At 42.2% G+C, this 16,714-nt stretch carries 17 protein-coding genes; 5 read left to right on the top strand and 12 right to left on the bottom strand.

Annotated elements, in window-relative coordinates; genetic code table 11:
• Position 1: 1 nt before the first annotated feature.
• Positions 2–1,663 (bottom strand): GAF domain-containing sensor histidine kinase, encoded by a 1,662-nt coding sequence (locus AC0YN7_RS07620; RefSeq protein ID WP_475809357.1) that lies wholly within the window; start codon positions 1,661–1,663, stop codon positions 2–4.
• A gap of 156 nt (positions 1,664–1,819) precedes the next feature.
• On the opposite strand from AC0YN7_RS07620, the gene AC0YN7_RS07615 reads away from it, so the two are divergent.
• Complete coding sequence (locus AC0YN7_RS07615) at positions 1,820–2,761, top strand: ribose-phosphate diphosphokinase (protein WP_475809356.1); 942 nt, start codon at positions 1,820–1,822, stop codon at positions 2,759–2,761.
• An 89-nt stretch (positions 2,762–2,850) separates the two neighbouring features.
• Here AC0YN7_RS07615 and AC0YN7_RS07610 read toward each other — a convergent pair whose 3' ends face one another.
• From AC0YN7_RS07610 to AC0YN7_RS07590, 5 genes are all read right to left on the bottom strand, one after another.
• Complete coding sequence (locus AC0YN7_RS07610) at positions 2,851–3,612, bottom strand: DUF3891 family protein (RefSeq protein ID WP_475809355.1); 762 nt, start codon at positions 3,610–3,612, stop codon at positions 2,851–2,853.
• A gap of 17 nt (positions 3,613–3,629) precedes the next feature.
• Positions 3,630–4,283: an SGNH/GDSL hydrolase family protein gene (locus tag AC0YN7_RS07605; protein ID WP_475809354.1), complete on the bottom strand. Its 654-nt coding sequence runs from the start codon at positions 4,281–4,283 to the stop codon at positions 3,630–3,632.
• Positions 4,284–4,614: 331 nt separating this feature from the next.
• Complete coding sequence (locus AC0YN7_RS07600) at positions 4,615–5,718, bottom strand: LLM class flavin-dependent oxidoreductase (protein WP_475809353.1); 1,104 nt, start codon at positions 5,716–5,718, stop codon at positions 4,615–4,617.
• Between the two features lie 457 nt (positions 5,719–6,175).
• On the bottom strand, positions 6,176–7,117 hold the full coding sequence (locus AC0YN7_RS07595) for an aldo/keto reductase (protein ID WP_475809352.1): 942 nt from the start codon (positions 7,115–7,117) through the stop codon (positions 6,176–6,178).
• Positions 7,118–7,140: 23 nt separating this feature from the next.
• Positions 7,141–8,136: a Gfo/Idh/MocA family protein gene (locus tag AC0YN7_RS07590; protein WP_475809351.1), complete on the bottom strand. Its 996-nt coding sequence runs from the start codon at positions 8,134–8,136 to the stop codon at positions 7,141–7,143.
• A gap of 122 nt (positions 8,137–8,258) precedes the next feature.
• Between AC0YN7_RS07590 and AC0YN7_RS07585 the strand changes: the two genes are divergently transcribed.
• The 3 genes from AC0YN7_RS07585 (at position 8,259) to AC0YN7_RS07575 (ending at position 10,699) form a co-directional block, all read left to right on the top strand.
• Positions 8,259–9,095 (top strand): helix-turn-helix transcriptional regulator, encoded by an 837-nt coding sequence (locus tag AC0YN7_RS07585; protein ID WP_475809350.1) that lies wholly within the window; start codon positions 8,259–8,261, stop codon positions 9,093–9,095.
• 117 nt (positions 9,096–9,212) lie between these two features.
• Positions 9,213–10,292: a Gfo/Idh/MocA family protein gene (locus AC0YN7_RS07580; protein WP_475809349.1), complete on the top strand. Its 1,080-nt coding sequence runs from the start codon at positions 9,213–9,215 to the stop codon at positions 10,290–10,292.
• A gap of 128 nt (positions 10,293–10,420) precedes the next feature.
• A complete protein-coding gene (locus tag AC0YN7_RS07575; RefSeq protein ID WP_475809348.1) occupies positions 10,421–10,699 on the top strand; it encodes a hypothetical protein in 279 nt (92 codons plus the stop codon).
• A gap of 54 nt (positions 10,700–10,753) precedes the next feature.
• Here AC0YN7_RS07575 and AC0YN7_RS07570 read toward each other — a convergent pair whose 3' ends face one another.
• The 4 genes from AC0YN7_RS07570 to AC0YN7_RS07555 form a co-directional block, all read right to left on the bottom strand.
• Complete coding sequence (locus AC0YN7_RS07570) at positions 10,754–11,299, bottom strand: class F sortase (RefSeq protein ID WP_475809347.1); 546 nt, start codon at positions 11,297–11,299, stop codon at positions 10,754–10,756.
• 134 nt (positions 11,300–11,433) lie between these two features.
• Positions 11,434–11,742 carry a hypothetical protein gene (locus AC0YN7_RS07565; RefSeq protein ID WP_475809346.1) on the bottom strand — a complete coding sequence of 103 codons (309 nt, stop codon included), beginning with the start codon at positions 11,740–11,742 and terminating at the stop codon, positions 11,434–11,436.
• 300 nt (positions 11,743–12,042) lie between these two features.
• Positions 12,043–12,219 (bottom strand): hypothetical protein, encoded by a 177-nt coding sequence (locus tag AC0YN7_RS07560; RefSeq protein ID WP_475809345.1) that lies wholly within the window; start codon positions 12,217–12,219, stop codon positions 12,043–12,045.
• Positions 12,220–12,279: 60 nt separating this feature from the next.
• Entirely contained in the window at positions 12,280–12,759 is a 480-nt protein-coding gene (locus tag AC0YN7_RS07555; protein WP_475809344.1) for a hypothetical protein, read from the bottom strand.
• Positions 12,760–13,043: 284 nt separating this feature from the next.
• On the opposite strand from AC0YN7_RS07555, the gene AC0YN7_RS07550 reads away from it, so the two are divergent.
• A complete protein-coding gene (locus AC0YN7_RS07550; protein WP_475809343.1) occupies positions 13,044–13,883 on the top strand; it encodes a DegV family protein in 840 nt (279 codons plus the stop codon).
• Positions 13,884–13,912: 29 nt separating this feature from the next.
• On the opposite strand, the gene AC0YN7_RS07545 is transcribed toward AC0YN7_RS07550, so the two are convergent.
• Both AC0YN7_RS07545 and AC0YN7_RS07540 read right to left on the bottom strand, forming a co-directional pair.
• Positions 13,913–15,424 carry an oligosaccharide flippase family protein gene (locus tag AC0YN7_RS07545; RefSeq protein ID WP_475809342.1) on the bottom strand — a complete coding sequence of 504 codons (1,512 nt, stop codon included), beginning with the start codon at positions 15,422–15,424 and terminating at the stop codon, positions 13,913–13,915.
• A gap of 92 nt (positions 15,425–15,516) precedes the next feature.
• Complete coding sequence (locus AC0YN7_RS07540; protein ID WP_475809341.1) at positions 15,517–16,635, bottom strand: amidase domain-containing protein; 1,119 nt, start codon at positions 16,633–16,635, stop codon at positions 15,517–15,519.
• Between the last annotated feature and the right edge of the window lie 79 nt (positions 16,636–16,714).

Genomic DNA, 16,714 nt, shown 5'->3' with positions numbered 1-16,714 from the left:
GCTATTCCTCTTCCTCTTTACACATTTCTGGGTCTTGCTCGTAAGGTATCGTTGCCTTTACAATCGTCGGCTTCCCTTTTCCACCTTTGATTAGCAATTCACCACCGAGCGTTTCAGCTCGCTCCCGCATAGAGAGCATACCCATAGTTAGCTTCCCTCTACGCTTCTCAACAGAAAACCCATTACCTTTATCGGTAATTTCCAAGCATGCATACGTGTCTGCTTTTACTAAATGTATGTGAACGGCTTTCGTACCGGCATGCTTCTTCACATTATTTAAGGCTTCTTGTCCAATTCGCCAGAAAGCCTCCTCTATAGCGCGAGGCAGCTCTTTAACCCCTTCTGCATGTTCATTTACAATTAAGTCCATACTATGTCCATATTTCTTTAGCGCTGTTAACAATCCATGCTCTAAGCCTGCCGGGCGAAGCTGCCAAATAAGCGTGCGCATCTCCTTCAACGCATCCTGTGACAATTGCTGAATTTCCTGAAGCGAACGCTCGACGGTCAGCTCCTTACCGGCCAGCATCGTCTCTGCCCCTTTCGCCAGAAAAGACAATGAAAACACCTTCTGAATAACAGAATCATGCAAGTCTCGCGCCATGCGATTACGTTCTTCCATTCGTGCAAGCTCTTGCCGCTGCTCGTAAACTCTTAAATTTTCAATGCTTAACGTAAAATGATCGCCGAGAGAATACATGAAATCTTCATTATATTCATCAAACTGCTTTCTCACAGGGCTGCTAATAAATAAAACCCCGATCGGACGACTTCTAATTCTAAGCGGAATAGCAACCGCAGACTCGAAGGGCGGAATGCCGATTGACAATATCGAAGGGGATTGCACCTTGCAACTATCCGAAATCATGACTAGCTTGTTTTCACGGAATGCGGTACTTACGAGCCCTGCTTGATCGATATCGAGCAGCTGCCACTCTTTTTTGACATTGTTATTCGTGTAATGAGCACGAAGTGACAGCTGCTGCTGTTCATATATAAACAATGACACATGCGGCCAATGGAATGCGTCTCCGATATATTTCACTGCTTTGAGAGGCAATCGGTTAATATGCTGAATCGCGTTTATTTGTTGAATGACATCACCTAGCTTCGCATAATGAATCGCATTCTGCTCCTGCGCTTGATAGAGACGTATTCGCTTAATTGTCGTTCCGATCTGATAAGCGACGGCTTGGAGCAAAGCCAGTTCCTCCTCGGAAAAATGGGTTTTCCCTGCTTGCGCTACGTTTAGCAGCCCAAATTGATCCTTTCCAGCTTGGAGTGAAACTGTCGCGTGATGCGATACACCCTCAGTATCCGAATTGCTATGCTGAGTGAGCGCGTATGTAATTCTTGAGCATTCAACAATATTAACGGCTTTATGCAATTTATTTTGCTTATAACTTTCAACGCACCAGCACAGAGAACCGCACATGATAGCCTGATTATTAGCGCTTAATGCAGGTGGCAGATTTTGTGTGGCAGCGCATGTATTTTCTCCATCATCGTCAATTATAAAAATCCAGCCTGTTGTAAAGTCCGTCACCTGGAGCAGCTTGACTAGAACATCGTTTAACATCTGGTCCATATTGTTCGTGCTATTCAGCATTTCGGCTATTTCCTTTAACGCTGACAGCTCATTAGTACGTATCTCTCGGGACATGCTACCCCTCCCCATATGGAGACATTATACACTTTCAAACGACTAGATAAAAATAAGATTAAATGACTTGACTAATTTATTTGCTCTGTTCATTTGTCCTTATATGCTCAGTTTGATATGATGGGTTGTAGAATACTGTTTCGTCAGGAGGAACAAATGCAAAAGATTAAAGTATTTTCAGGTTCATCGAACAGATCGTTAGCGGAACAGCTATGCAAAGAGCTGGATGTTCCACTAGGGGATGCTGCAATTTCAAGACATCAGAGCGGTGAAATCCATGTATCCTATCAAGAGTCAATTCGAACATGCGACGTTTTTATTGTTCAGGCGTTATCTCACCCCGTCAACGAACATCTAATAGAGCTGCTCATTATGATCGATGCTGCTAAACGCGCATCAGCCAGAACAGTAAACATTGTTATGCCCTACTACGGCTATGCTCGTCAAGAAAGAAAATCGGCGCCGCGGGAACCGATTTCAGCTAAGCTTGTCGCTGATGTTCTAACAACTGTTGGAGCGAATCGTATTATTACCGTAGATTTGCACGCCGATCCGATACAAGGTTTTTTCGATATTCCGGTTGATCATCTGACCGCGCTCGATTTAATCATCGATTACTTACGTGCAAAAAATATTAAGAACCCGGTCGTAGTATCCCCCGATGCCGGCCGCGCTACTACCGCAGAAAAATTAGCGGGTCGATTGAATTGTCCATTCGCGATTATGATCAAAAACCGCCCTGCTCACAACCAATCCGAAATCACTCATATTATCGGTGATGTCAAGGACATGACACCGATCATTATTGAGGATTTAATCGACACAGGCAGTACCATTGTAAATGTCGTAGAGGCGCTTAAGAAAAAAGGCGCGTATGACGCTTACATATGTGCAACGCATGGATTGTTCTCGGAAAATGCGGTCGAGAAGCTGGACCATCCAAATATTCGCGAGGTTGTCATTACGGATACAATTGCGCTCAATAAAGAGCATTCCGATAAATTTGTCATTTTGCCGATGTCCCCTTTGCTGGCTAATGCAATTAAGATCATTACCGAAGGCGGCTCTATCGCGACGTTATTCAAATCAAACTCCTAAGTACAAATAGATTAGAAAAGACACCATCCTAACACAGCAAGCTGTGCTTTTAGGACGGTGTCTTTGCGTTGCAGCATTAATTTGAAATACTAAATACTTTTCGCTTGAAACAGCAGCTGGCATTCACGTCGCTCTTCTCTCTGGTACGCTGCCGCAATACCAAAACTCGCTATATCAGACTTTTTCACTTCTTTATAGAACAACGTCGTTTCGATGCTCCGCACGAATGGAAACGGATCTAATTCAATCGTCCTGGTATCCTTCCAGTCTGCAATTAAAGCTGATTGCTCACTTTGACCAAACCAGAAAGGAAATCCGTTAGTGAACCATTCATATTGACTTCTTGGGGTTCCTGGCCGCTCCATACATACGAATAAGGATAGCTCGTCACAAAGTAGAAGTGCCTTAACATGCTTTTGCAGCAGCTTCACATTCACATTCAATCGCTCTATAATCTCACTCTGTCTTGCAAACTCACGATTCACGAAAGGTATTGTATCTTCATTTCTAAATTTTTCTGCAAGCGTTGTATACAAGATGCTTCCAAGCAGCGCAGCATATTCGCTCGTTTCCTGAACTTTATCCAGACCCTTCGAGTAAAAGAAAAACCGAATATTTCCGGGAAAATTACGAAATGAGAACGGACAGTTCGCGGCATCATTCCACAAGGGCAATCGATCAAGCTCGATCCAACTGCTGTCATGCTCATATGCTGCATAGATTAACTCTTCCAATCGTTCATTTCCAGCAAATAAGCTGCTGCTCCAAGCTGAAATAAGATCGCCAGATATCCGGGCATGATCATGCTGCGCGATCAGTACAAATGTATCCTCTCTCTCGTAGACAATCATGCTCATCATCCTTCCATCTAAATTAGAATTTTGCTTTTCTCTACAGCTGCAAGCCATTCCCCAGCGATCAGATCATGTCCAGCAGGTGTCGGATGAACGCCATCCCATAGCCAATAGCTCGCTTCGGCACGCTCCAGTGAACGGTTGAATGCACCCTGCAGTGGAACGAATACCGCATCGTATTCTTTCGTCAATTGTTGAACGATACGACTATATTTATCAAGCTGGAACCGCCATTCTTCCCATCTCTCTACAGTAGCACCTGTTTCTAATATGAATGGCTCGCATAATACGAGTTTTGCATCTGGTAAAACTTCCTTTGTTTCTTGCAGCAAATTTCTATAAGCTCGTTCAAAACGATCCGTAGCGCCAGACGGCAAATTACTCATAAATCTCCAAGCATCATTAACTCCAATAAGAATACTGATCAAGTCTGGCTTCAAACTGATAGCGTCTTCATTCCAACGCGCATAGAGGTCGGAGACTCGGTCGCCGCTTATCCCTCTATTGATGATTTGCGGAGTACTCTCGGCTAATTGATTCCCAAGCTTACTCGCGATAAGACAAGCGTAGCTGTGTCCAAGGTTGTAATTGGGTCCATCATTCCTTCCGCGACCGCCATCTGTAATAGAATCGCCCTGGAACAAAATCGTTTTTTGCTGATTACTCATTTGTAATTCACCTATCCTCTATGTAGTTTGTACTGCTGTTTCCCTGATGCAGCTTTGAACTCTAGATGCGAATTGTTAATTATTGTACCACCTTCACAGACCAATAGGCTACGTATTTATAGATTTGCATTGCTCTATTTACACATATAAAAAAAGCCATGTGTCAGGGAACCGTGTTAATCCTCCCCAACCATGACTCTTTCCATATATAACAATTTTATAGATTCATACGTATAAATGAACTTATCAATCTTTGCGAAACGAATGCTTTTGCCGAAGAGGACGGCGACAGCCTTTACACTTGTCTGTAGCTAACTTTTACATGTTTCGTTTATGAACCTGCAGTCACTCGTGCCTTCTTATTCAACTCGCGGCGTACAACGGGAGCTACATCCACAGCCAACCTTTCAATTGATGCAGCCACCTTGGAGAAGGGAACTCCGCCAATATCAAATTGGGCCATATAACGGTTATGACCGAAATGCTCATGTTGGGCGAGAATTTTCTCAATAATCTCCTGCGAGCTTCCAACTGCCAACGCTGTATTAGAAGCTGCCAGCTGTTCAAATTGATTTCGCGTCAATGGTGCTCCGCGTTCCTTTCCCCCCATGAATTCCGAAACATAATGCGCGTAATACGGGAAGTACTCATTTCGTGCTTGTTGAGATGTATCCGCAATATAGCCATGGCTAGTAATAGCTACCTTAAGATGCTCTTTCTTGTGTCCTGCCGCTGCTCCCGCATTTTTATAGGCGTCGACAAGCGGCTTGAAGCGCTGCGGATCACCCCCCAGAATAGCGAGCGTCATTCCAGCTCCCATGGCCCCCGCAAGCTCCGCGCTTTCTATCGTTCCACCAACACCAACCCAAATAGGTAATTGCCGCTGCACCGGACGCGGCGCAATCTCAGCATCTGTTAATGTTGAACGGAATTGACCACTCCATGTCATCCGTTCGTTATCATTTAGCTGCTGCAGCAGGTTAATCTTCTCAGCGAATAGTTGTTTATAATCAGATAATTCGTATCCAAACAACGGAAAGGATTCCAAATACGCTCCTCGTCCAGCGATAATTTCCGCGCGTCCATCAGACAGCAAATCCAAGGTAGCGAAATCCTGAAATACCCTTACCGGATCTGAAGTTCCGAGCACTGTCGTCGCACTAGTCAATCGGATTCGTTTCGTTACTCCCGCGATAGCTGCTAATACAACTGGCGGTGACGAAATAGCAAAATCGAGCCGATGATGCTCCCCCACTCCGAAAATGTCTAGACCTGCCTCATCAGCGAGCTTCGCCGCATCAATAACCTCCTGCATACGCTGGCTAGCACCCATTGCTTGTCCGGTTTGATAATTGGTTGAAAGATCGCCAAGTGTATATATGCCAAATTCAAATTCAACTTCGTTTCTTTTATCTGCTTGGTCGCTTTTACTCATCCATTACTCCTCCTTAAGAAAATCTCTCTATCATCACTAGTATTATAAGTAATGTTTATCTCAATTGATTGGGCAGTTACTTTACGTAAGTAATGATACATAATATATTAAATATAGTCAATTCAATCCTATGTACTCCTTTGCTAATATAACCGATCGCAGCGTCTCATATCCACTTTCACGTTTAGCTTAAGCAGGTAGCAGATCGTTCAAGTAGCCATTTTGAGGTTTTTTGCTCATTGACTAAATTGAGGGGCACTTGTACTCCTCATTCGGTCATTATGTAAAAAATGAAACTACTGAGGCTTAGCATATAAGGCAGAGGACACAAAAGCGCTTGTGGGTGAACTTTCCCTCGCGTACCTGGCTTATATGCAATACTTGTATTTTTGCAGTAAACGAAAAGGTCTTGATTCTCTACTTTTGTAGAGTACCAAGACCTTTTCTTTCGTTATTTTTAAACTACCTTTTCAGAGGTTAAGTCCAGCCATTCACGTTCTTCTTTCGTCAATTGAATAAGTGATCCTTCATCGCATGATCTAAGCTCCTCAATGCTCTGAGCACCGATTATAGCACAAGTAGGGAACGGCTGATTTATTACATAAGCAAGGGCGATTTGTATCGCGCTTACTTGCTTCGTGGCAGCGAGCTGACGCGCTCTCTCAAGCCGCTCCCAGTTCGCATCATTATAGAATACGCGGACAAGATCAGCATTATCACGAATTTCAGGTGTAAATCTTCCTGTGAAAAACCCTCTAGCCTGTGAAGACCATGAAAGCAGTGGTAGCTGACTCTCCTCATGCCAAGCACAGGTCTCTTCATCAGCAGACACACAACCTTCCCAGAATGGCTCATTCGGCTTAGCCAAGCTTAAGTTAGGACTGCTGAACGTGAAGCCGACAAGTCCATTCGCTTCCGCGTATTCATTCGCCGCTTGAATCCTCTGCCAGCTCCAGTTGGACACACCTATCGCTCTAACAGCACCGGATTCCACATGCTCATTGAGTGCATCAATAATGACGCTGACTGCAGTGTTTGGATCATCGCGATGCAGTGCGTATAGATCAATATAATCTGTCTGCAACCGCTCCAAGCTTACTGCAAGCTCCTCTCTAATCGCCTCTGCGTTAACACGCGGTCCATTATGATTATGGTGAGCACCTTTTGTCAAAATGACCATTTGCTCTCTATTGCCGCGTTCCTTCATATAACGTCCAATAACCTCTTCACTTTGCCCGCCGCAATATATATAAGCGGAGTCTATCGAATTGCCGCCAATAGCAATGAAAGCATCTAAATTTGTCGCGGCCTTCTCATAACTATCATGAAAAAAATAATCCGAGCCTTTCATTAATCGTGATACTGGTTTATCCAAACCTTTTATTTGAATATATTCCATAGAAACAGCCTCCTCGATTTAATTTATAGAACAATTCTACTGTGTTCGCGCGCAGAGAGTAGACATGCATCAATTACTTTCATATTTTTCACGCCATCCGAAGCACCAAATGTCAGCGGCGTTCCTTGTATGATTGCTCTTGCTAAATAATCAGCTTGCTCCGTATATTGGTTTACATGTGGAACCTCAACTTCTCTACTCTCATTTGCGTGCACGAAGAAGTTACCGCTGTCAGGAGAACAAACAAATGCGGAAGGCACTTCAATAATTCCGCCTGTTCCAAGCACCTCTAATGGGTTCCGGTAAGCTGCCCACATCCCGCAATCAAAGGAAAGTGAAATCGAGTTCTCAAACTCGATTAAGCCTGTTGCCATCATATCGACATCATCATGCTCCGGCGAGAACAAAGCTTGAACCGTAACTGCCTCAGGCTCTTTGTCTAACAATAGACGAGCTACATTAATTGGATAACAGCCGACATCGTAAATAGAGCCACCGCCCCAATCCTTACGGTATCTGACATTTTCTTTATGGCCTGCATTATTGAAAGTGAAAGCGCTGCGTATGCCGCGGAGCTCACCAATTTCACCTGAAGCTATGACATCTTTTATCATTTGATAACGCGGATGATGGCGGTACATAAATGCTTCTTGCAACAGTACTCCTGCTTTCGCACATGCATCTTCCATCTCTGAGGCTTCTTTCGCTGTTAAAGCAAGCGGCTTCTCGCATAAAATATGCTTTCCAGCTTCAGCGGCACGAATCGTCCACTCTCTATGTAAATGATTTGGGAGCGGAATATAGACGACGTCTATGGAATCATCCTCTAATATAGCTTCATAGCTTCCATATGCTACAGGAATGTTGAGCTCATCAGCCGTTTTTTTGGCTTTTTCAATATCTCGGCTTGCGATGGCTGCTACTTCATTTAATTCAGAAAGATGTACTCCGGGAATCACGGCACCTCTTGCTATACTCGCACAGCCAAGGATGCCCCATTTTAACTTTTTTGCTGTCATGCTATAATCACCTCGAAATTTATTTTATGACTATATTGCGATTATAAGAGTTTAACAATAAAATTAAAATAATATTATTTTGTAGTTAATTGAAACAATATTGTCATCCGAGGTGATCAATCTTGCAAAGACAAAGCGTACTTGTAACTTTGCCGCATACACCGTTATTCTGCTTCCCGGAATCCGTTGGCTTTTACCAAAACCAACCTAATCATGCCGTGTTGAGAACGGCCGGCTCATTAAACAATTTTAACATTCATTATGTGACTTCTGGCAAAGGGTACGTCGAATATGACGGTGAAGTTCATACCTTAGAGACCGGGGACGCTGTACTATACTTTCCATTGCAACGACAGCATTATTACAGCAGTGAGGATGATCCTTGGAACGTACGTTGGTTTCATTTCTATGGCAATGGCTTGCAAGATTATATGATTGAAAGAGGACTTCATAAGAGCCAGCTCTGGACACTTCGTCAGACTGCTGACTGGGAAAACGCGCATGAAGAGCTTCTGGTGGAAACAGAGACGCACCGCATGCTGCATCCAACAAAATTATCTACGCTTACCTATGCATTGCTAGCCATATTTATCGAGCAGGCTATTCCATTATCAACCAGTAAATCCATTACTTCCGGCAACCGCATTATGGAATTGCTTCCTATCATGCAGCAAGAAGCAGCACAGCCCTTTATTTTAGAGCAGTGGGCTAAGCGTGCAGGCGTTAGTACTTACTATTTCTGCAAATTATTTCGCAGTGTTATGGAAATGACTCCTATGGATTTCATCACACGCTGTCGTTTGCAAATGGCTAAGCAATGGCTGCTCGAGCGCAAGGAAGCCAATATTGGTCAAATTGCAGCGGATGTCGGTTATCCAAGTGTAAGTTATTTTAATAAGCGGTTTATGGAGCACGAAGGCATGACTCCGACTGTTTATCGACAAATTCATAGTTTATAGCTTAATTTTTGCGCTGATTATGTCATAATATTATAGTCAATTGTCCTTTTTCCAGTATTTCAAGCTTCTTTGCCCTGTGCTACATTAAAACTATCAATATGCAAAGGGGTTATCTTAATGACTAACATGATAAAAATTGGAATAATTGGAAGCGGAGGAATCGCAAGAGCTCATGTTTCCGCTTATAAAAAAATGCCAAATGTTGAAATCGTTGCGATTGCAGATAGCATTCCTGGAAAAGCGCTCGACTTTATTAATCAAGAACAGCTTCCAAATGCCAAAGCATTTGAGGATCATAAGCAGTTGTTGGAGCTGGACATTGACGGCGTAAGCATTTGTACACCAAACTTTGCCCATCATGAGACGGCTGTCAACGCTCTAAATGCCGGCAAGCATGTACTAGTTGAGAAGCCAATGTCCGTTACGTTCCAGCAATCCATTGAAATGGTCGAAGCAGCTCAAATCAGCGGCAAAATGCTGTCCGTCGGCTTTCAGCCGAGATATGACCCCAATATGAAATTAATTAAAAATATTGTGGATTCAGGTAAGCTTGGCAAAGTATATTTCGTGGAGACGGGTGGCGGAAGACGCAGAGGCATCCCCGGCGGTACTTTTGTCCGCAAGGAGCTTGCAGGAGCAGGTGCCATGGCCGATATCGGCTGCTACTCACTTGATATGGCGCTGCACGCGCTTGGAAACCCTAAGCCGCTCACTGTATCGGCTTATACGTCCAATCATTTCGGAACTAATCCTAAATACTTCAGTGATGCTTCGAACTTTGACGTCGAAGACTTTGGGGTAGCCATGATACGGCTGGAAGGCGACATTGTCTTAAACTACAAAATAAGCTGGGCGATGCATATGGATACTCTTGGCGCGACTATGTTTTTAGGAACGGATGGAGGCTTGAAAGTTACTCCTGCCGGCACTGGACCGTGGAGCGGCGTATGGGATGGCAGCGTAGGCAGCATGACACTTTATAATGACGTTGTTAATCAGCATGTGGAATCTATTATTCCAGTCATTCAGCACGGAAAAAACTTGTTTGACGAGAAAGTGATGGACTTTGTAGCAGCTATTCGCGACAAGCGTCCTGCTCCTATTCCGGGTGCAGAAATACTATACAACCAAGCGATTATCGATGGCGTGCTGCGTTCGTCGGCTAGTAAGCGAGAAGTAACGATTGAATTGCCATAATAGTGATCTATAGAAGAATTGTTTGTCGATAAATAATCAGTTCCTAATTCAAGTTGTGACAAACACTGCAAAGCTTATTTGATAAGATAGTTTTCCAGTGTCCTTCAACAATGAATAGGAGTGAAAAAATGGAACAAATTATTAACCAGCACTTCACGAATGAAACCATTACATTTGATGGATTTAGTTTTGTAGGTTGTACCTTTACCGATTGCGTCATTATTATTACAAGCTTGGATTTCAACTTCGAGAGCTGCTCTTTTTATGGATCAGCCATTCATGTCAATCCAAAGCTCCCGATTTTTGAAATATCCCATCGTCTATCGCAATCCATATATGATAACGAAACATCCTGCTTTCGAGATAATTTCAGCTATCCTAGAAATGTCATTTCGCTTCCCGTTTAAATTATCATTCAAAATCCCCTCCGTGCAGAACAATGAAATACTGCACGGAGGAAATTATATAGATGATAAATGTGTGAACACAACTAATCTTTGCTCATATTCCCTTTTTTCCTTATTAAAATTCCCAGAACAAGTAATTAGATTCAAATGCGCTTCATCCGACTTTCCAAATATTTTCTTTAACGGCGCATCCGATGTTGGGTATGATTCAATATTTTCTACGATATAGACCAATTTCTGTCCCTTTTTATCCATTACAATAACTTGATTTCCAACCTTCATTTTTTTTAAATGATAAAATACTGCAGAGCCAGTATGATTATCTACATGCCCCGCCATCACAACATTTCCGATATCTCCAGCTTTTGTGCCTGGAATTAATATTCCCACTCGCTTCGTATTACCAGGAACACCCATTTGACCGTTTTTCAATATTCCAACCGGTTCAACTACAGCATCAATATTAATTGATGGAATTATTATTTTTACTGGCGTGAATACATTTTTTTTAATTTGACTAGGTTCATGTTTTTCTGGAACACGTTGATCTGGAACACGATGAACTGGAGTTGGCGTGTTTAGTATCTTCTGCTGTGGCACTTGTCTACTCTGTATAATTTGTTCTTTATCATTACATCCGCTGCATAAAAGAACGACAGACATCACCAAAAGTAGTAACACATTTTTATTCATCATATTATTAGAAAAGAGAAGAGGGTTTCCCCTCTCCTTCTTTAATTACTTGCTCCGCCAAAGCCTGTTTTTGGCATTTTAGGAGTTTCTTCAAGAGCTTTTAATTTCTTTTTATCTTTTGCGATTTTAGCGTGGAGCTTCTTTTCATGTACGCTTTTGGCGTGAAGCTTCTTTTCATGTGCGCTTTTAGCGTGCATTTTTTTCTCATGGGCTTTCTTCTCGTGCGCTTTCATTTCATGCGCGCTTTTAGCGTGCATTTTTTTCTCGTGTTCAGTAGGTGCAGCAGATACTGCTGATGCAATACTTAGGAATAGACATGTGGAAAGAACTACGGATACAAGTTTTTTCAATGTTAAACCTCCGTTATTATTATTTTTTCCCCATGACCTAATATAACCTCACCACGTATATAAATTCTGACTCATATCATCCTTTTTCATCCAATATAAGTTTAGGATTTAAGCTATGGATTAGAAATCCATAGCTCTCCGCCGTTTGTTATTTTTTTGAAAGCAGGTTCCTTAAACAAGAAAAAAGACATGGAATTTGAGTTCCGTGCCTTTTAAAACGCCACATTTAAGCAATATTAGTTGTCAGTTATACAAAAAAACTACTCTATGTAGAGTAGCGTGAATAATCATATAATTTCATTATACCGAGGAGATAATGCCGCGATTTAATTTCTTAGCATAATTAATAATGCTCTCATACTGTGTCTTGGCAATTCGGCGCTCTGACATAGCAAGCTGAGGATTTTTTACAATTTCGGCAAGCATTTTCAGCTCCTGCATTTCTTCAGCGGTCACTTTGACCGTTATTTTGGCCATATAATCTCCCCTCCCCATATAGTTTCGATATTATACGCACCTCGGCTAAAGAATTCCACGCTATGGCAGCGGTGCTTTTGGATTTGACTCAACTATTTCTTCTGGGACACTATTCGCAAGATCGATGTTCTGCTTTCCTTTCAAATAGGATAAGCCTGCATATCCAGCCAATAAGGAGCTGCTGATTACAGCAAAATCATCGTCAGTCTTCGCCATGGATAGAGCCGTTTTTGCAACAATCCCCGTTCCAATTGCAATTAGAAGATCTCCAAGAAAACCGAGGTCAATAAAAATTTTCTTCTTCGCATTTCGTTTATATCGAAGTCCTATAAGAAAGATCAAAAAGTAGTACACGCGTTGGAAGCTCCTAACAAACCAATTTGTTGATAATATAATTTCTTCCTCATCATATTCTATGACAAGTTTCGGTAATTCGATTATGCCATTTTTGACGAAATGACCAATTAGACCACCAATTAGGCTCATAGAAATCGGCAAGCCGAATACCTTCAGAAAATCATGCAAACTTGAGATGACCATCTGACCGCGACCACCTTTCTAGAAAAAATACAATAAAATCGAATATGTACTATTTCAACTGTATGTAACAGATCGGCGGTTCACCACTTTTTTTTGAACAAAAAACAAGGGTGCTATTCCTTCTTATAAGTGAGATACCAGATGAACTCGATTTGACGCTCGTTATGTCAGGTTATACATGCAGAATTTGAATCTCTCATACTTAACGTAGTAAACTATATGAAGGGCCAGTAAATGCGGCATCAGTATTGGTGGTTTAAAATAGCAACTAAGGAGACTAACATATGCCTGGTATAAGGATAGTAACAGATTCCACCACAGACTTGCCGAAGGACATACTAGCAAAATATCAAGTAGAGGTTATCCCGTTAACTATATATGTGGATGGGGAGACCTATGAAGACAATGTGACGATTGAACCTATTGAATTTATTCATAAAATGAAAAGCTCCGAAGAGCTTCCGAAAACATCACAGCCAGCCGTAGGTGTATTTGTAGAAGCCTATGACCGTCTCGGGAAAGATGGAGACACGATTATTTCTATTCATATGACTAGCGGTATGAGCGGAACGTATGCATCGGCTTATGCAGCTGCTGAGATGTCTTCAAGCAACGTAATTGTCATTGATTCACAAATGATTTCACAAGCACTTGGCTTTCAAGTTATAGAAGCAGCAAAAATGGCGCAGAAAGGCTGTTCGACAGAGCAGATTGTTGACCGCTTAAAAGATATTCGTAATCGTACGACTTTGTTTGTCGTCGTAGAAACGCTCGATAATTTGGTCAAGGGGGGACGAATTGGAAAGGCAAAAGGCTGGATAAGCACCATTCTAAGCATTAAACCAATTGCAATTATTGAGGAAGGCGTGTATACACCGTTCGCTAAAGTGCGTACCTCATCCCAAATTATAAAAAGACTGATGGAGCGGTTTGAGCAGGACATTCTAGGGAAAGAAGTTACCGAAATCGGAATTTCTCATGCGGATAATCTGCCGGTAGCGGAACGGCTTCGCGAGGAAATTGGCCGGATTACATCCACAAATGTCCAAATTCGTCCAGCTACTCCAGTCATCACAACTCATACGGGCTCTGGGGCTATTGGCTTTATGTATTGTACAACCTAATTGATCCATGAGCTGCATTGTTAGTTGCGCTATGATTTATAATTGTAAAAGAGGCGTACAAGTATATATAATCCGGCTGCTCCACTGAACATAATCATTCCTAAATAGGATTTTATTATTTCGGGTAAGTCATTTATTATAGGAAAAATGAAAAATGTAGTTACTAAAAGAATGGCACATGCAATACTAATGACATCCATCAATACCAACTTAAGACGAAATATATAAGCCCATCCCTGCCTTAGGGCACATAAATTCCATACAACTGCTACAAATTCTAAAGCGAGTATGCCTATGGCTGCCCCTGCATATCCAAAACCGGGAATACGGACAAGAAAGTAATGTGATAAAGCAGACACACAAATACCGGTAATGAGTCCTGCAAGCGGTACTTTCTTGCGATCCTGCGCCCATAGCATACTTGTCGTTAATTCTCTTAAGCCGACCAATAGCGGTATAATTGCCAGATAGCGTATTGGCGCTGCCGCTTCCTCCGTACCGAAAATAAGTTTAGAAAGCTCCGACCCATACACCAAGAGAAACATTCCAGACGTACATCCCCAAACCCATCCGAGTTCAAGCGCTTTTCGCATTCGTAGATAAAACAGATCATTTCGTTGTTCTCGCCAATCGGTAACGATTTTAATGGTCACCGTATGAGACAATGCAGCTGTGACTATGGTTGGCATATAGACAACAATGACCGCCATACCGGTAATGACACCAAACATAGCGGTTGCTTCTGAAGCAGTATGCCCTGCTGCCTGTAACCGGTTCGGTATAACAATGGCATCAAAAAAATCTGAAAGGGGGACAAGCATTCGTGTGAATGCGATGATCAGTGAGGAGTGGAAAAACCACAACAAAACAGAACGACTCGTCTTCATAGACGAGTCTCCCCGATCATCAGAGACCTCTTTTTCTTTTCTGCTTGAAAATACAAAAAATAAGATTAATGCGAAGAAAGCTAATAAAGCACCAATAAAAGTGCCAAGAATACCGCCGCCCACAGCAATCGGAGAACCTTTATGCAAAAAGAGTACAACGAGTATTAGCATAGATGCTACACGGACTGCTTGTTCAATTAATTCCGAAACAGCAATCATCCCGTAGTTTTCCAGACCTTGCAAATATCCTCGCAGCAAACTAAGCAAGGGTACTGCAAATAGCGCGGGCGCCAAGCAGCGGATAGCAAAATCTAACTTAGGATTTCCTAGCATATTGGCAATATCGGACGCGAACCAGAAAGAACAAAAACTAATGACTCCGCCAAAAATGATTATTACTGTAGATATAATTTTGAACCAAATCCAGCCTTTCACAGCATTTTTCGCCGTGAACATAGCTAATACGGTTGGAAACCCTCCAGTTATAACCATGAGTACGAAGCCATAGTAGGAATATACCAATTGGTACATCCCTACCCCTTCAGCTCCAACCAACCTCGTTAAAGATATCCTTCCAAATAAACCAATCACTTTCACTATAAAAATAGCGCTAGTTCGTAACGCCGTTTGTTTGAACAAAAGCGGCAGCTTCATTGCCTCACCCCTAGTTGACTAACAACCTGTCCTTTTTATTCTATGATAAAAAGGATTTAGGTATGTCCCATAGAGGCTGATATGCTTGCTGATTAATCATTCATATGAATAAGAATGTAACCAGTATGCTTGTCCCACCCAAGATCAAAAGGCACTCGGTATCGGTCAGCTGTATGAGAATTGACTAACGGATAGCCATTTTCGTCAAAACCAGTCACAATTGAGAAATGATCAACATCGCCGTGAAGCACATACGCAATTAAATCACCAGGCAATAGTTCTGAAATGGCGCCATTCGGATATTTCTTAGTTGGATTGACGATCTCAGTAAATAAGCCTTGGACAATGACCTTTCCATATCCCGAACGGAGCAAGTAGTTTTTAAATCCATCAGTCTGCACCCACGACTTACTGCCCCCTACCGAATAGAAATAACGCCAGCCGCCTGACATTTGCAAGCCGCCGCCTTCATCCTGATCACCGATCACCTGAGAAGCAAAGTTGGTGCAATCACCACCCTTACTTGTATAGTCCATATATTTGGGGTTGTAGCGATGATTATTTCCTGCCCCCCATGCAATTCCCGCATATTTATTGGCAAAAGCGACCGCTCGTGTACGATTGTATTTATTTCCGACAGGAACTTCCTTTTTATATTTGGCAGATGGAGCAAATCCTGATGCAGTAACTGGTATCAATTTCGAATTCTCATCAAGGGGGTCCAAATACCATTCTTTATAAAGATACCATTCACCCTTCATTTTTTTTAAAGTGAGCGCATGTCGGGTGCCAATACCGAACGATTGAGGGGGTAATATTTTATTCAAATAGACATAACTAAGCTTTAATGATTGAACCAGCGACACCTGTGCCGTGTTTCCTTCAATCTTGATACGAGTAATTCGAATATCGCTCACTGCTTCTACGAAATTAATTCCTCTTTGTTCTCCCCAAGCATGGATATATTGGTTTCTATGTAGCTCTTGACGCAATGCGTAGCGACTCGCCGAATGATCAAGCAAATAGAACATCTCGATATGTTCTTTATTAGTTTGGCTTATTAAATCAGCTCGTCCTTTATATAATTTGTTCAAAAAAGACACTACCTCTTTATTCGGTTCTGATCCTGCTTCTAGAAGTGGAACTCCTGACATAAAAATGACGGCAAAAATAACAATTACTTTTATAGTCCATATTTTGTATACGTGCATCGTTTCTTACCTTCCTCCTTTGCCTCTACACTTACTATTTTCCAAATGAATGCTCTTCATCCCAAATGCGAACTTTTGG

This window comes from Paenibacillus sp. J31R122 (assembly GCF_056269185.1).
The sequence above is the reverse complement of the archived record's forward strand: the minus strand, read 5'-3'. Positions and strand labels throughout refer to the sequence as shown.

Bases quoted from the DNA above. Each gene is read 5' to 3' on its own strand.
- AC0YN7_RS07620 (WP_475809357.1), bottom strand. From the start codon at position 1,663: ATGTCCCGAGAGATACGTACTAATGAGCTGTCAGCGTTAAAGGAAATA.
- AC0YN7_RS07615 (WP_475809356.1), top strand. From the start codon at position 1,820: ATGCAAAAGATTAAAGTATTTTCAGGTTCATCGAACAGATCGTTAGCG.
- AC0YN7_RS07610 (WP_475809355.1), bottom strand. From the start codon at position 3,612: ATGATTGTCTACGAGAGAGAGGATACATTTGTACTGATCGCGCAGCAT.
- AC0YN7_RS07605 (WP_475809354.1), bottom strand. From the start codon at position 4,283: ATGAGTAATCAGCAAAAAACGATTTTGTTCCAGGGCGATTCTATTACA.
- AC0YN7_RS07600 (WP_475809353.1), bottom strand. From the start codon at position 5,718: ATGAGTAAAAGCGACCAAGCAGATAAAAGAAACGAAGTTGAATTTGAA.
- AC0YN7_RS07595 (WP_475809352.1), bottom strand. From the start codon at position 7,117: ATGGAATATATTCAAATAAAAGGTTTGGATAAACCAGTATCACGATTA.
- AC0YN7_RS07590 (WP_475809351.1), bottom strand. From the start codon at position 8,136: ATGACAGCAAAAAAGTTAAAATGGGGCATCCTTGGCTGTGCGAGTATA.
- AC0YN7_RS07580 (WP_475809349.1), top strand. From the start codon at position 9,213: ATGACTAACATGATAAAAATTGGAATAATTGGAAGCGGAGGAATCGCA.
- AC0YN7_RS07575 (WP_475809348.1), top strand. From the start codon at position 10,421: ATGGAACAAATTATTAACCAGCACTTCACGAATGAAACCATTACATTT.
- AC0YN7_RS07560 (WP_475809345.1), bottom strand. From the start codon at position 12,219: ATGGCCAAAATAACGGTCAAAGTGACCGCTGAAGAAATGCAGGAGCTG.
- AC0YN7_RS07555 (WP_475809344.1), bottom strand. From the start codon at position 12,759: ATGGTCATCTCAAGTTTGCATGATTTTCTGAAGGTATTCGGCTTGCCG.
- AC0YN7_RS07550 (WP_475809343.1), top strand. From the start codon at position 13,044: ATGCCTGGTATAAGGATAGTAACAGATTCCACCACAGACTTGCCGAAG.
- AC0YN7_RS07545 (WP_475809342.1), bottom strand. From the start codon at position 15,424: ATGAAGCTGCCGCTTTTGTTCAAACAAACGGCGTTACGAACTAGCGCT.
- AC0YN7_RS07540 (WP_475809341.1), bottom strand. From the start codon at position 16,635: ATGCACGTATACAAAATATGGACTATAAAAGTAATTGTTATTTTTGCC.